This window comes from Duganella sp. CT11-25 (genome assembly GCF_047302815.1).
Taxonomy (GTDB): Bacteria; Pseudomonadota; Gammaproteobacteria; order Burkholderiales; family Burkholderiaceae_D; genus Rugamonas.
The window spans coordinates 2,547,153-2,560,847 of record NZ_JBKBFD010000001.1 but is presented as its reverse complement, the minus strand read 5'-3'; the positions used below and the strand labels follow the sequence as shown (position 1 = coordinate 2,560,847).

The following is a 13,695-nucleotide window of genomic DNA, read 5'->3' as shown; positions in this document are numbered from 1 at the left end:
ACTGCTAAGCGCCGGCTGGTGCACGGCTCGTTCCCGACCGCTGCTTGGACGGCCGATTCGTCCGCCTACCAGCGAGACTTGCCTTGTCAGCCTGGTGAAGGCCGTGTACGGCATCGTTCGGTGCAACAGGAGGCCGGGCCAGACTCGCAACGGCCTTGCATACCGCCGGATGGAACGCAGCAACGACACCGGTCGACTCTGGCATCCACGGTTCCATTTCAGGCACCGCGATCACTTTTTGCATCTCGATGAAGCGCAATATAAAATTGAACGCCAGCCGATGATCCTTGGATTGGGCTATCGCGTCACCTATCACGCGCTGCACAGTGATATCGGAAAAAGCTGGATTTGCCCGGCCGAAGGATAGTGAAAACAAGCTGTCCGACAGAGGCGCTTTGATGGCGACTGCCGCAATTACCACGTCGAGCGGTTTTCTGGATTCAACGACTGACAACGGGCCACATTGATCGGGCGTCGGTGGCGACTTGCATAGCTCCTGCCTCGGCGATCTTGCAAAAGGAAATTTCATGTTTCCCCCTATATTTGGTCAACTTTATGTGCAGCCGTTAATTCGCCTGCTACAACCTTTGCGGCATTTTTGCAGGGTTCGATGACCTCGTTGGCAGCAAATCATGCACGAATCGATGCTTTCACGGTGTTTTGCGATACATATCCGCCGTTAATTTTTGTCCGATCTTTTTTGGATCCTCCGATGTATGAAAGTATCGTAGGATGACCGGGGGGGCTTAACAAAAGGTTGATCGCCAAATCACCTCAAACATGTCGAATAGTCCAAATTCGCGTCGAATTTACTGGGAAGTATGGGTGGTTAGCGACGGGAGATAAGCCTCGGCGTGACGGAGGTCGATCCCGAGCGCAGCAACATGCTGACGGGGCGCTTCATTTCGCGCGAGCGCAAGGAGCCGCCGGACATCGACGTCGACTTCGAGCACCAGCGGCGCGAGGAGGTGATCCAGTATATCTATCAGAAATATGGTGCGGACCGCGCGGCGCTGGCGGCGGTGGTCATCAGCTATCGCCCCAAGAGCGCGCTGCGCGACAGCGGCAAGGCGCTGGGTGTGGACCTGGCCATCGTCGAGAAGGTCGCCAAGTCGCACCACTGGTTCGACAGCCGCAACGACTTGCTGGCCCGGCTGGCGGAGTGCGGGCTGGACCAGGAATCGCAGCTGGCGCAGCAATGGGCCGCGCTGGCGATGGCGTTGCTGGGCTTCCCGCGCCACTTGTCGCAGCATCCGGGTGGTTTCGTGATCTCGCATGAAAAGTTGTCGCGGCTGGTGCCGATCGAGGCGGCCACGATGGCAGGGCGTTGCGTGATCCAGTGGGACAAGGACGACCTGGAAGAGCTGGGGCTGATGAAGGTGGACGTGCTGGCGCTGGGCATGCTGTCGGCGCTGCGGCGCGCGCTGGATGTCGTGGGTGAGCGGCGCGGCCAGCCATTCAGCCTGCAGGATATTCCTGCGGAGGATCCCGCTACCTACGACATGATTTGCGAGGCGGATACCATCGGCGTGTTCCAGATCGAGTCGCGCGCGCAGATGAGCATGCTGCCGCGCTTGCGGCCCAGGGAGTTCTACGATCTGGTGATCGAGGTGGCGATTGTGCGGCCTGGGCCGATACAGGGCGGCATGGTGCATCCCTATCTGCAGCGACGCATGAAGCGCGAGGCGAATCATTGTCCGCCGGGGCTGGAGGCGGCTCTGGAACGCACTTTGGGGGTGCCGATCTTCCAGGAACAGGTGATGCAGATCGCTCAGATCGCGGCTGGATTTACCGAGGGCGAGGCCGATCAGTTGCGGCGCGCTATGGCCGCGTGGAAGCGCAAGGGCGGCGTGGACAAGTACCAGCAGCGCATTATGGAGGGCATGAAGGAGCGTGGCTATGAGGAGAAATTCGCGGCGGCCATTTGCGAGCAGATCAAAGGTTTCGGTGAGTACGGCTTCCCCGAATCGCATGCCGCCAGCTTCGCGCTGCTGACCTATGCCAGCTCCTGGCTCAAGTGTCACGAACCGGCGGCCTTCCTGTGCGCCTTGCTCAACAGCCAGCCGATGGGCTTCTACAGTCCATCGCAACTGGTGCAGGACGCCAGGCGTCACGGCGTGGTGGTGCGCGAGATCGAGGTCACCATCAGCGGCTGGGATACCTCGCTGGAAGAGCCGGCCGGCAAGCGCGGCCAGCCGGCGGTGCGGCTTGGCCTGTCGCTGCTGAAAGGTATGCGCGACACCGCAGCCAAGCGCATCGAGATCGAGCGCGCCGCGCAGCCATTCGCCAGCGTCGCCGACATGGCGCGCCGGGCCGACCTGGACCGTCATGACTTGCAAGTGCTAGCCGCCGGCAACGCGCTGCAGCAACTGGCGGGCAACCGGCGGCAAGCGCTGTGGCAGGCGGTCGGCGCCACGCCGGACAAGGATCTGCTGCGCCCGACCACGCCGGACGAGGAGGTGCCGGTGCTGAGACCGCCAACCGAAGGGGAAGAGATACTGGGCGATTACCGCTCGCACGGCTTGACCCTGGGCCGTCATCCGCTGGCGCTGCTGCGCGCCAGGCTGCTGGAGCACCGCTTCCTGCCGGCGGCCACGCTCAACACCTACACCAATGGCATGCTGGCGCGCGCCTGCGGCATGGTCACGGTGCGGCAGCGGCCGGGGACGGCCAAGGGGGTATTGTTCATCACGATCGAGGATGAGACGGGCAATGTCAACGTCATCATCTGGCCGTCCCTGGTGGAGCAGCAGCGGCGCGAGGTGCTGAGTGCGCCGCTACTGGGGGTATATGGCGTGTGGCAACAAGAAGGCACGGTGCGCCATCTCGTCGCCAAGCGGCTGGTCGACATGTCCCATTTGCTGGGGCGGCTGCCGACCATCAGCCGCGATTTCTGTTAATCCAGCGTTGACGACAGGTTGGCGTTGGCGGTGGCGCCGCTGGTGCCATAGTAGTTATGGATCTGGGAAGCCCAGGTCTGGTTGGCCATGTTCGGCCAATGGTCGGTATCGGAGCCTGGCGCGTTTTCGATGCGGTCCTTGTCCAGGTTCAGCGTGAAGCGCTTGTTCACGGTATCCAGCGTCAGCGCCTCCCAAGGCACGGCGAACAGCTTCTCGCCGATGGTCAGCACGCCGCCGGACGACATCACCGCGTAGGCGATCTTGCCGGTGCGCATGTCGAGCATGATTTCCTTGATCTCGCCCAGATGCTCGTTCTTGAGGTTGTGCACGTGGTCGCCGATCAGGGTGTCGGCGCCCATCAGTTCCGGCCCCGGTCCCTTGTGGCCGTTGTCCACATACATGCCGTAGGCATCGCGTTCTTCGTAGCTCATAATAGACCTCCTCTTTATAATGAGTTGTCATTTTGTTCTCAATGATAACGGCGGTCTGTACGCTGATACACAGTCTGGTCGGCTTGCCAAACTTTCCTTTTTGAGCAGGGCTTTGCCCGGCGTTTGCGGATTTTTCCGGGGTGGAAGGTGAAGAATCGGACGTTTTAGGGTATAATTTCAATTTCCCGCACGTGCCGTTCGGCACTATCTGCAATGACCAAATTTGTCTTCGTCACCGGTGGCGTCGTGTCTTCCCTTGGTAAAGGGATTGCCGCCGCCTCCCTCGCCGCGATCCTCGAATCGCGCGGCCTCAAAGTCACCATGCTCAAGCTCGACCCGTACATCAACGTCGATCCTGGCACGATGAGCCCTATGCAACACGGTGAAGTGTTCGTCACCGACGACGGGGCTGAAACCGACCTCGACCTCGGCCACTACGAGCGCTTCATTTCCACCCGCATGAAAAAGGTGAACAACTTCACCACCGGCCAGATCTATGAATCGGTGATCCGCAAGGAACGCCGCGGCGAGTACCTGGGCAAGACCGTGCAGGTGATCCCGCACATCACCAATGAAATCCAGGACTACATCCGTCGCGGCGCCGAAGGCTACGACGTGGCCCTGTGCGAAATCGGCGGTACCGTGGGCGATATCGAGTCGCTGCCGTTCCTGGAAGCCGCGCGCCAGCTGAGCCTGCGCGCAGGCCGCAAGAACACCGCCTTCGTCCACCTGACCCTGGTGCCGTTCATCGCCTCCGCCGGCGAACTGAAGACCAAGCCTACCCAGCACTCGGTGCAAAAACTGCGTGAAATCGGCATCTCGCCGAACGCGCTGCTGTGCCGCGCCGACCGCGCCATCCCGGAAGACGAACGCGCCAAGATCTCGCTGTTCTCGAATATCGAAGAGCAGGCCGTCATTTCCGTGTGGGACGTCGACACCATCTACAAAGTGCCGCAAATGCTGCACGACCAGGGCCTGGACGCGATCATCTGCGAAGCGCTGGACCTGAATCCGGCGCCGGCCGACCTGTCGGTCTGGAGCCGCCTGATCTACACGCTGGAACATCCGAAGACCGAAGTGTCGATCGGCATGGTCGGCAAGTATGTGGAATTGACCGAGTCGTACAAGTCGCTGACCGAAGCGCTGCGCCACGCCGGCATCCACAACGAATCCAAGGTCAACATCGAGTACATCGACTCGGAAGAGATCGAAACCACCGGTTGCGCCTCGCTGGCCAAGTACGACGCCATCCTGGTGCCGGGCGGCTTCGGCAAGCGCGGCGTCGAGGGCAAGATCATGGCGGCGCAGTTCGCCCGTGAAAACAAGATCCCTTACCTGGGCATCTGCCTGGGCATGCAGGTCGCGCTGATCGAATACGCGCGCCACAAGGCCGGCCTGAGCACGGCGAACTCGACCGAGTTCGACCTGGAAACCGCCCAGCCGGTGGTGGCCCTGATCGACGAATGGCAAGGCCAGGACGGCAAGGTCGAGAAACGCGACGAGAATTCCGACCTGGGCGGCACCATGCGCCTGGGCGCGCAAACCTGCGCCATCAAGCCGGGTACGCTGGCATCGGAAATCTACGGCGCGGTCGTGACCGAGCGTCACCGTCACCGCTACGAAGCCAACAACCACTACCTGCCGCGCGTCGAAGCCGCCGGCCTGGTGGTCGCGGCCCGTACCCCGACCGAAGACCTGTGCGAAATCATGGAATTGCCGCGTACCGGCGACAACGCCCACCCGTGGTACATGGGCGTGCAATACCACCCGGAATTTAAATCCACCCCGCGTGACGGCCACCCGCTGTTCACGTCCTACATCAAGGCAGCACTGGCCCACAAGGCCGCCGGCGGCAACCGCCCGCACGCTGTCGCCGATGAACTCCAAGGAGACGCAGCATGAAATTGTGCGGATTTGACGTTGGCCTCGACCAGCCGTTCTTCCTGATCGCCGGCACCTGCGTGATCGAATCGCGCCAGATGGCGTTCGACACCGCCGGCGCGCTGAAGGAAATGACGGCCGCGCTGGGCATCCCGTTCATCTACAAGTCCTCGTTCGACAAGGCCAATCGTTCCTCCGGTACCTCGTACCGCGGTCCCGGCCGCGACAAGGGCCTGGAGATCCTGGGCGACGTCAAACGCGAACTGGGCGTGCCGGTGCTGACCGACGTGCACTCGATCGACGAAATCGCCGAAGTCTCGGCCGTCGTCGACGTGCTGCAAACGCCTGCCTTCCTGTGCCGCCAGACCGACTTCATCGTCGCCTGCGCGGAGTCCGGCCTGCCGGTCAACATCAAGAAGGGCCAGTTCCTCGCGCCCGGCGACATGAAGAACGTCATCGACAAAGCCCGCCTGGCCGCCAAGGCCAAGGGCTTGAACGAAGACAACTTCATGGCCTGCGAACGCGGCGCCTCCTTCGGCTACAACAACCTGGTGTCCGACATGCGCTCGCTGGCGATCATGCGCGAATCCAACTGCCCGGTCGTGTTCGACGCCACCCACTCGGTACAATTGCCAGGCGGTAACGGCACGTCGTCCGGCGGCATGCGCGAAATGGTGCCGGTGCTGGCGCGCGCGGCAGTGGCCGTCGGCGTGGCGGGCGTGTTCATGGAAACCCATCCGAACCCGGCGGAAGCCTTGTCGGACGGTCCAAACGCCGTACCGCTGGGCCGCATGAAGGAATTGCTGTCGACTCTGATCGAGCTGGACCGCATCACCAAAAAAGCTGGCTTCCTGGAGAACAGCTTCAACTAAAAGCAACAAGCCCGGCGCCAGTTTCTGTTACCTTCACGCCGGGCCACCCCCGTTATCCTTGATCCGCAACGCGCGTAAAGACGCGTAGCGACTTCGTATCGCCTAACTTTGGAGAATGACATGAGTGCTATTGTTGACATTATCGGCCGTGAAATCATCGACTCGCGCGGCAATCCTACCGTTGAATGCGACGTGCTGCTGGAATCCGGCGTCATGGGCCGCGCCGCTGTACCGTCGGGCGCCTCGACCGGTTCGCGCGAAGCCATCGAACTGCGCGACGGCGATCCGAAGCGCTACTTCGGCAAGGGCGTGCTGCAAGCCTGCGAAAACATCAACACCGAGATCTCGGAAGCCATCATGGGCCTGGACGCCAATGAGCAAGCTTTCCTGGACCGCACTCTGATCGACCTGGACGGCACCGAAAACAAAGCCCGCCTGGGCGCCAACGCCATGCTGGCCGTGTCGATGGCGGTCGCCAAGGCCGCCGCTGAAGAAGCCGGCCTGCCGCTGTACCGCTACTTCGGCGGTTCGGGCGCGATGCAACTGCCAGTGCCGATGATGAACGTCATCAACGGCGGCGCACACGCCGACAACAACCTGGACATCCAGGAATTCATGATCATCCCGGTCGGCGCGCCTTCGTTCAAGGAAGCGGTCCGCTACGGCGCCGAAGTGTTCCACACGCTGAAAAAGATCCTGCACAAGAAGGGCCTGAGCACGGCCGTGGGCGACGAGGGCGGTTTCGCGCCATCGCTGGCCAACCACGAAGAAGCGATCAAGCTGATCATCCAGGCCATCGAAGAAGCCGGCTACGAGCCGGGCACCCAGATCGCCATCGGCCTGGACTGCGCGGCGTCCGAGTTCTACAAGAACGGCAAGTACGAACTGGAAGGCGAAGGCCTGTCGCTGACCGCGACCGAATTCACCAACCTGCTGGCGACCTGGTGCGACAAGTACCCGATCATCTCGATCGAAGACGCGATGCACGAAGGCGACTGGGACGGCTGGGCGATCCTGACCAAGGAACTGGGCAAGAAGATCCAACTGGTGGGCGACGACCTGTACGTCACCAACACCAAGATCCTGAAAGAAGGCATCCAGAAAGGCATCGCCAACTCGATCCTGATCAAGATCAACCAGATCGGTACCCTGACCGAGACCTTCGCCGCCATCGAAATGGCCAAGCGCGCCGGCTACACCGCCGTGATCTCGCACCGTTCGGGCGAAACCGAAGACTCGACCATCGCCGATATCGCCGTTGGCCTGAACGCCCTGCAGATCAAGACCGGCTCGATGTCGCGTTCGGACCGCATGGCGAAATACAACCAGCTGCTGCGTATCGAAGAAGACCTGGGCGATATCGCTTCCTACCCAGGCCGCGATGCGTTCTATAATCTGAAGTAATTAAGCAAGCGCGGCCGGATCAGATCCGGCCGCTTTTCACTCCATGCGTCTGATTACCCTCGCACTGGCAGCACTGCTGCTGCTGATACAGTACCCGCTATGGCTGGGGAAGGGCGGATGGCTGCGCGTGAAGGACTTCGAGGCCCAGGTCGACGTGGCCCACAAGAAGAACGCCGAACTGCTGGCCCGCAACGCCAAGCTCGACTCCGAAGTGCGCGACCTCAAGGACGGCACCGGCGCGGTCGAGGAGCGTGCCCGCTACGAGCTGAGCATGCTCAAGCAAAACGAAATCTTTATTCAAATCGTCGGCAAGGGCCAGGCTGCCACGCCCGTGCCGCTGGCGCCCAAACCCGCACCGCAACCCTGATCCCGATGAACATTCGCGCTGGCATATTGCTGATGTTGGCCGTGGCGGTTCCGCTGGCGCACAGCGCGGACTGCGTACACGTGCGCGTCGGCTATATGGACCAGCACCGGCCGCCGTACTGGATGGGCGACGGCGAGAAAGTGCCGGATCCGCCGGGCGCCAGCGTCGATTTGATCCATGACGCCGTGCTGGGCGCCGGCTTCGGCTGCGAGCCGACCTGGGTGCGGCTGCCGGTCGCGCGCCTGAAGGTGGCGCTGGCGGCGGGCGACATCGACATGTCGCCGATCGGCGAACTGGCGTTTTACCCGGCGGAGATCGCGCTGCCGCGCGACAAGGCCGGCAATATTGAACTCAACCGCGCCTTGCACAACACGCTGGTGGTGCTGGTGCGCGCCAGCGACAAGCTGCCGGCCAGCACCAATCCCATGCAGTATTTCAAGGGCAAGGTGCTTGGCGTCCCGCAAGGCAACAGCTATGTCGCGCGGCTGCGCGAGGCCGGCCTGACCATCGACGAAGGTGGGCGCGACCTGGACCGCAACATCGAAAAACTCAAGCTGGGCCGCATCGACGGCGTGGTGGTGGCGGCGGTGACGCCGGCCCACCTCAAGGCCTCGCTGGCCAAGTACCAGGGTACGGTGGTGCAGCTGCCGCAGCCGATGGTCCAGACCCGCCTGTGGCTGGCGTTCAACGACAGTTTCTACCGTGCCCACCGCGAGCAGGTCGAAGCGCTGTGGACCTGGCTGGATACCCACCGTGGCCGCCTCGGCTACGTCATGCAAAAGTACCGCAAGCAGGACTGAGTTTCCCCTTTTTGCACTCGTTTTGTTAAAATGGCAATCCCGTGTATCCAAGGAGTCGCGTGCTCATGTCATCCCAGCTCAAACATATCAGCGCCATCAGCCTGTTCGTTGAGGACCTGCCGGCGGCGAAAGCTTTTTACCTGGACGTCTTCAGCGCACCGGTGGTCTATGAAGACGCCAGTTCCGTCGCGATCCAGTTCGACAACCTGATCATCAATCTGCTGCACGTCGAGAATGCCCCCGAGATCATCGCGCCCGGCGCGGTGGCGGCACGCGATGCCGGTTCGCGCTTCCAGCTCAGCATCTGGGTGCCGGACGTGGATGCGGTCTGCACGCGCCTGCAGCAGCGCGGCGTGCAACTGCTGCAAGGTCCGGTAGACCGCCGATGGGGCATGCGCACCGCTAACTTTACCGACCCCGCCGGCCACAGCTGGGAAGTCGCCCAACAAATAGGTTCCTGATATGTTGCATCACATTTCTTTCGGCGTCCGCGATCTGGCGCTGTCCGGCGCATTCTATGACGCAGCGCTCGGCGCGCTGGGTTTCCGTCGCGTGTTCGAGGACGACGAGGTGATCGGCTACGGCGTCGAGGATGACAAGGACCTGCTGTGCCTGAAGCTGCGGCCCGACGCCACGCCGCCGGGCGACGGCTTCCACATGGCATTTTCCGCTTCAACGCGCGCGGCGGTCGATGCCTTCCACGCCGCCGCGTTGCGTGTCGGCGGCAGCGACAATGGCGGGCCCGGCCTGCGCCCCGACTATGGCGACCACTACTATGCCGCCTTCGTGGTCGATCCCGACGGCCACCGCATCGAGGCGGTCATCAACAACAATCCGGGACGGGGGTGCAATGACTGCTAAGCGGATTGCGCTCGCCCTTGCGCTCTTGTGTTGCGCGCAGAGTGCGCTGGCCGACGAATTACGGATCCCGGTCCCGGGCGAAGGCTGGACGCTGAAACTGGATGCGCCTTCCATGAGCGAAGTGCCGGCCGCACGCGAAGGCCACGTCTATACCGGCAATGCCGGCAAGCTGAATTTATCCCTGCATGTCAGCAAGCCGCTGTGTCCAGGCGGCGACAGCAACGAGAACCTGTACAAGTGCTTCGGAGCAAAGATGCAGGGCATACCGCATATCATCAACGGCTCTATCCGGGCCAGCGAGACAGCCAATGGTATCCAGGTTACCTACTTGATGGAGGTCTCCTCCGGAGACAAAAAGGTTCGCGCATTTAATCTGAACTACTTATTTGTAAAGAATGGCAAGTGGGCCGATGTTCACGTCTCGGTTGTGCAGCCGGTCAAGGAGGATCTGGAGTCCGTGTTCAAGCTGATCGATACCATTGGCATCACTGATGAAAAGCCTGCTTCATGAAGCGTCTCAACGGGCAGGCATAGGCTAGAATAAGCTCCCTGGTTGTTATTTGAGTCTGGCTTGAGAGTTCTTTTATTTGCAATAACGCTGGCTGCGGCCAGCGTCCAGGCGGCACCTGTTATCGGCCCGAATTCGAAGGGCGATGATGTCTTGCGGGCGCAGGTGCTGCTCGACCGCGCGCACTTTTCTTCCGGCGAAATCGACGCCTCCTACGGTGGCAATCTGCGGCAGGCGGTACGCGGCTTCCAGAAGCTGAACCAGTTGCCGGTCACCGGCCTGGTCGATGCCGCCACCTGGGCCGTGCTGCTGCGCGACCAGGCGCCGGTGCTGGATGTCTACACCGTCACCGAGCAGGACGCCGCCGGCCCCTACGCGCCGGTGCCGGCGACGATGGCCGCCAAGGCCCAGCTGCCGTCGCTCGCTTACGCCAGCCTGGCCGAAGCGCTGGGCGAGAAATTCCATTGCAGTCCGGAGCTGTTGCGCCGCCTGAATCCCGGCAAGTCGCTGAAGCGCGCCGGCGAGCAACTGCTGGTGCCGGCCGTGGCCAGCAGCAAGCCGTTGCCGAAAGCCGCATCGATCCTGGTCGATGCGAAAGAGGGCACGCTGACGCTGCTCGACACCGGCGGCATGCCGTTCGCGCAGTTCCCCGCCAGTACCGGCAGCAAGCACGATCCGCTGCCGGAAGGACGCTGGCAGGTGCGCGGCGTCGCCACCAATCCAGAATACCGCTACAACCCCAAGCTGTTCTGGGACGCCAGGGCGGGCGAGGGCAAGGCCCGCATCGCGGCCGGTCCGAACAACCCGGTCGGCCTCGCATGGATAGAGCTGAGCATCGAACACTACGGCATCCACGGCACGCCAGAGCCGGGCAAGATCGGCAAGACCCAATCGCACGGCTGCATCCGCCTGACCAACTGGGACGTGATGACGGTGGCGCGCTCGATCGTGCGCGGCGCGACGGTTTTATTGCAAGCTTAGTGACATTTCAATAGTTTCCTAGCAAGAAATATTTTGTAGAATCGGCTCGTCGATTTTCCTTGAGAAAAATCCATGCCGAAATTACTTGCCGCGATCCTCTTCACACTGCCGTTGCTGTGCCAAGCCGAAGTCTACAAATGGGTAGACGCGAAAGGCGTGGTTCACTATTCCGATAACAAATACGAGGCCGAGAACGCCTCGGTCGCCGAACTGAAAGTGAACGGCCCGGCGACGCCGGCGCCAGCCGGCCCGACCTGGCAACAGCGCGATGCCGAGTTCCGCCGTCTCCAGCAGCTCAAGCTGACGAACCCCGGCTATCGTCCGCGCATAGCGGAGCCGGCGCCCGTGCCGAAGCAGGCTTCCTACCGTGGCGGCAAGGTCGACACCGATGCATCGCGCTGCGACATGGCGCGCGATATCATCAACGGCAAGCTGACGCTGACCAACGGCCTGCCCATCGACGCTCACGGCCGGCAGACTGCGGAAAACGACATCCGGAGCTTTTGCCGCTAAAATCTACCTGACTTCAGGGAGGCGGCCATGGCGATACAACTGGATCATCTGATGGTGCCGTCGCGCGACAAGATCGCGGCGGCGAAACTGTTGGCGGAGCTGCTGGGCGTGCCGTGGTCCAGCAGCGGCATCGGGCCGTTCGCGCCGGTGTTTGTCAACGACGGCCTGACCATCGACTTCGACCAGTGGCCGGAACCCATCCCCCTGATACACTACTGCTTCCGCGTGGATACGGCGGAGTTCGACGCCATCCTGTCGCGCATCCGGGCGGCCGGCATTGCTTACCGCAGCGCGGTGCATGGTCCGGTCGATCACGCGGTCGATATGGCGCACGGCGGCAACATCGTCTACTGGAACGAGCCGGATGGCCATCAATGGGAAATGCTGACCGTCAGCTATGCGCGACGCCCTTAATGACTATGAAAGACCTCACTTGAAGACAATCGGACTGATCGGCGGCATGAGTTGGGAATCGACGGTGCCTTACTACCGTCAGGTCAATGAAACGGTCAAGCAGCATCTGGGCGGCCTGCATTCGGCCAAGGTGGTGCTGTACAGCGTGGACTTTCATGAGGTCGAGCGCCTGCAGCACGCCGGCGACTGGGATGCCGCAGGCGTGATGCTGGCCAACGCGGCGCGTTCGCTGCAGGCGGCCGGCGCCGATTTCCTGGTGCTGTGTACCAACACCATGCACAAGGTGGCGCCGGCCATCGAGGCGGCGGTGAGCATTCCGCTGTTCCACATCGCCGACCCGACCGCCGAGGAAATCAAGCGCGCCGGCTATACGAAGATCGGCCTGCTCGGCACGCGCTTCACGATGGAACAGGCGTTCTACAAGGAGCGCCTGCGCGAACGCCACGGCCTGGACGTGGTGGTGCCGGACCAGGCCGGCCGCGACATCGTCCACCGCATCATCTACGAAGAGCTGTGCCTGGGCAGCATCGTCGACGCCTCGCGCGACGAATACCGCCGCATCATTGCGGAGCTGGTCGCGCAGGGCGCGCAAGCCATCATCCTCGGCTGCACCGAGATCTCGCTGCTGGTGGCGCAGCAGGATACGCCCGTGCCGCTGTTCGATACCACCGGCATCCATGCGCGCAAGGCCGCCGAATGGGCGCTCGCCTGACCAACGGAGAAAAACATGAAACTGATCGGCATGCTGGATTCCCCTTATGTCCGCCGGGTGGCGGTGTCGCTGCAGATGCTGGGGCTGCGCTTCGAGCACCAGTCGCTGTCGGTGTTCAGCACCTTCGAGCAGTTCCGGCAAATCAATCCGGTGGTCAAGGCGCCGACCTTGCTGGCCGAAGACGGCACGGTGCTGATGGACTCGACACTGATCCTGCAATATGCGGAAGCCGTGGCCATGCCGGCCGCACGCCGCACGCCGGTCATGCCGGCTGAACTGCTGCGCTCGCAATATCTGCTGGGCCTGGCGCTGGCGGCCTGCGACAAGGCGGTGCAGATCGTCTATGAACGCATGGTGCGGCCGGCGGAAAAGCAGCACCAGCCGTGGGTGGCGCGCGTGACCTCGCAAACGCTGGCTGCGCTCGATGCGCTGGAATCCGAACAGAAACTGAATCCCCTCGACGCCAGCAGCGCTGCCATGCCCCCGGCCGGCGTGATGATCGCCGTCACCTGGTACTTCATCCAGCAGATGCTGCCGGAGGTGGTGACCGCCGCCAACTACCCCGCGCTGGCGGAATACTCGCGCCAGGCCGAAGCGCTGCCCGAGTTCAAAGCCGCGCCGCACGGCGATGGCACCTACCTCGGCTAAGCGGCCGGGATGGAACAACTGCTGGTTCTGATCATCGAGGTCTTTTTCGAGATACTGCTCAACGTCCTGGGCAACGGCCTGTTCGACTGGCCGACGCAGGGCCGCGCGCGTTCGCGAGAGGGCGAGAGCATCGTGCTGCCTTGTATTTGCTGGTTCCTGTTCGCCGCCTTCCTGGGCTGGCTGTCGCTGTTCGTGGCGCCGCACGCGCTGATCACCTTGCCGGCCCTGCGCATGGCCAACCTGGTGCTGGCGCCGGTGGTGACCGCCTTGATCTCATGGTGGATCGCCGACTGGCGCTCCCACTGGCACGGCAATATCACGCCGCGCTATTATTTGTGGAAATCATTTTGGTTTACGCTCGGGATGGTACTCGTGCGCTTTGCCTGCACTGTGAAAGATTAAT

At 62.3% G+C, this 13,695-nt stretch carries 16 protein-coding genes and 1 pseudogene; 15 read left to right on the top strand and 2 right to left on the bottom strand.

Annotated features, from left to right (window positions below):
• Nucleotides 1-4: 4 nt before the first annotated feature.
• Nucleotides 5-529 carry a hypothetical protein gene (locus tag ACEN9F_RS10910; protein ID WP_413420043.1) on the bottom strand — a complete coding sequence of 175 codons (525 nt, stop codon included), beginning with the start codon at nt 527-529 and terminating at the stop codon, nt 5-7.
• Between the two features lie 319 nt (nt 530-848).
• Between ACEN9F_RS10910 and ACEN9F_RS10905 the strand changes: the two are divergent.
• Nucleotides 849-2,900: pseudogene (locus tag ACEN9F_RS10905) on the top strand (error-prone DNA polymerase); the annotation flags it as partial.
• On the opposite strand, the gene ACEN9F_RS10900 reads toward ACEN9F_RS10905, so the two are convergent.
• On the bottom strand, nt 2,897-3,331 hold the full coding sequence (locus ACEN9F_RS10900) for a PRC-barrel domain-containing protein (protein WP_413420042.1): 435 nt from the start codon (nt 3,329-3,331) through the stop codon (nt 2,897-2,899). The pseudogene ACEN9F_RS10905 and the gene ACEN9F_RS10900 sit on opposite strands and share 4 nt — an antisense overlap.
• Nucleotides 3,332-3,544: 213 nt before the next feature.
• Here ACEN9F_RS10900 and ACEN9F_RS10895 point away from each other — a divergent pair, with 213 nt between their 5' ends.
• The 14 genes from ACEN9F_RS10895 to ACEN9F_RS10830 all read left to right on the top strand — a co-directional run bounded on the left by ACEN9F_RS10895 (nt 3,545) and on the right by ACEN9F_RS10830 (nt 13,694).
• Entirely contained in the window at nt 3,545-5,233 is a 1,689-nt protein-coding gene (locus ACEN9F_RS10895; protein WP_413420041.1) for a CTP synthase, read from the top strand.
• The gene (gene kdsA / locus ACEN9F_RS10890; protein WP_413420040.1) at nt 5,230-6,084 is read left to right on the top strand and encodes a 3-deoxy-8-phosphooctulonate synthase; all 855 of its coding nucleotides are present in this window, start codon (nt 5,230-5,232) and stop codon (nt 6,082-6,084) included. Before ACEN9F_RS10895 ends, kdsA begins: the two co-directional genes overlap by 4 nt.
• Before the next feature lie 120 nt (nt 6,085-6,204).
• Entirely contained in the window at nt 6,205-7,488 is a 1,284-nt protein-coding gene (gene eno / locus ACEN9F_RS10885) for a phosphopyruvate hydratase (RefSeq protein WP_413420039.1), read from the top strand.
• A 43-nt stretch (nt 7,489-7,531) separates the two neighbouring features.
• Nucleotides 7,532-7,855: a cell division protein FtsB gene (gene ftsB / locus ACEN9F_RS10880; RefSeq protein WP_413420038.1), complete on the top strand. Its 324-nt coding sequence runs from the start codon at nt 7,532-7,534 to the stop codon at nt 7,853-7,855.
• Nucleotides 7,856-7,860: 5 nt separating this feature from the next.
• Complete coding sequence (locus ACEN9F_RS10875; protein ID WP_413420037.1) at nt 7,861-8,655, top strand: hypothetical protein; 795 nt, start codon at nt 7,861-7,863, stop codon at nt 8,653-8,655.
• Nucleotides 8,656-8,720: 65 nt separating this feature from the next.
• The gene (locus ACEN9F_RS10870; RefSeq protein ID WP_413420036.1) at nt 8,721-9,116 is read left to right on the top strand and encodes a VOC family protein; all 396 of its coding nucleotides are present in this window, start codon (nt 8,721-8,723) and stop codon (nt 9,114-9,116) included.
• A gap of 1 nt (nt 9,117) precedes the next feature.
• On the top strand, nt 9,118-9,516 hold the full coding sequence (locus tag ACEN9F_RS10865) for a VOC family protein (RefSeq protein WP_413420035.1): 399 nt from the start codon (nt 9,118-9,120) through the stop codon (nt 9,514-9,516).
• Complete coding sequence (locus ACEN9F_RS10860; RefSeq protein ID WP_413420034.1) at nt 9,506-10,027, top strand: hypothetical protein; 522 nt, start codon at nt 9,506-9,508, stop codon at nt 10,025-10,027. Before ACEN9F_RS10865 ends, ACEN9F_RS10860 begins: the two co-directional genes overlap by 11 nt.
• Nucleotides 10,028-10,087: 60 nt before the next feature.
• The gene (locus ACEN9F_RS10855) at nt 10,088-11,005 is read left to right on the top strand and encodes a L,D-transpeptidase family protein (RefSeq protein ID WP_413420033.1); all 918 of its coding nucleotides are present in this window, start codon (nt 10,088-10,090) and stop codon (nt 11,003-11,005) included.
• A 72-nt stretch (nt 11,006-11,077) separates the two neighbouring features.
• A complete protein-coding gene (locus tag ACEN9F_RS10850; RefSeq protein ID WP_413420032.1) occupies nt 11,078-11,518 on the top strand; it encodes a DUF4124 domain-containing protein in 441 nt (146 codons plus the stop codon).
• A gap of 27 nt (nt 11,519-11,545) precedes the next feature.
• Nucleotides 11,546-11,932 (top strand): VOC family protein, encoded by a 387-nt coding sequence (locus tag ACEN9F_RS10845; protein WP_413420031.1) that lies wholly within the window; start codon nt 11,546-11,548, stop codon nt 11,930-11,932.
• Nucleotides 11,933-11,951: 19 nt separating this feature from the next.
• The gene (locus ACEN9F_RS10840) at nt 11,952-12,644 is read left to right on the top strand and encodes an aspartate/glutamate racemase family protein (protein WP_413420030.1); all 693 of its coding nucleotides are present in this window, start codon (nt 11,952-11,954) and stop codon (nt 12,642-12,644) included.
• A 15-nt stretch (nt 12,645-12,659) separates the two neighbouring features.
• On the top strand, nt 12,660-13,292 hold the full coding sequence (locus ACEN9F_RS10835) for a glutathione S-transferase N-terminal domain-containing protein (protein ID WP_413420029.1): 633 nt from the start codon (nt 12,660-12,662) through the stop codon (nt 13,290-13,292).
• 9 nt (nt 13,293-13,301) lie between these two features.
• Nucleotides 13,302-13,694 (top strand): hypothetical protein, encoded by a 393-nt coding sequence (locus ACEN9F_RS10830; protein ID WP_413420028.1) that lies wholly within the window; start codon nt 13,302-13,304, stop codon nt 13,692-13,694.
• The last annotated feature ends 1 nt before the right edge of the window (nt 13,695 follow it).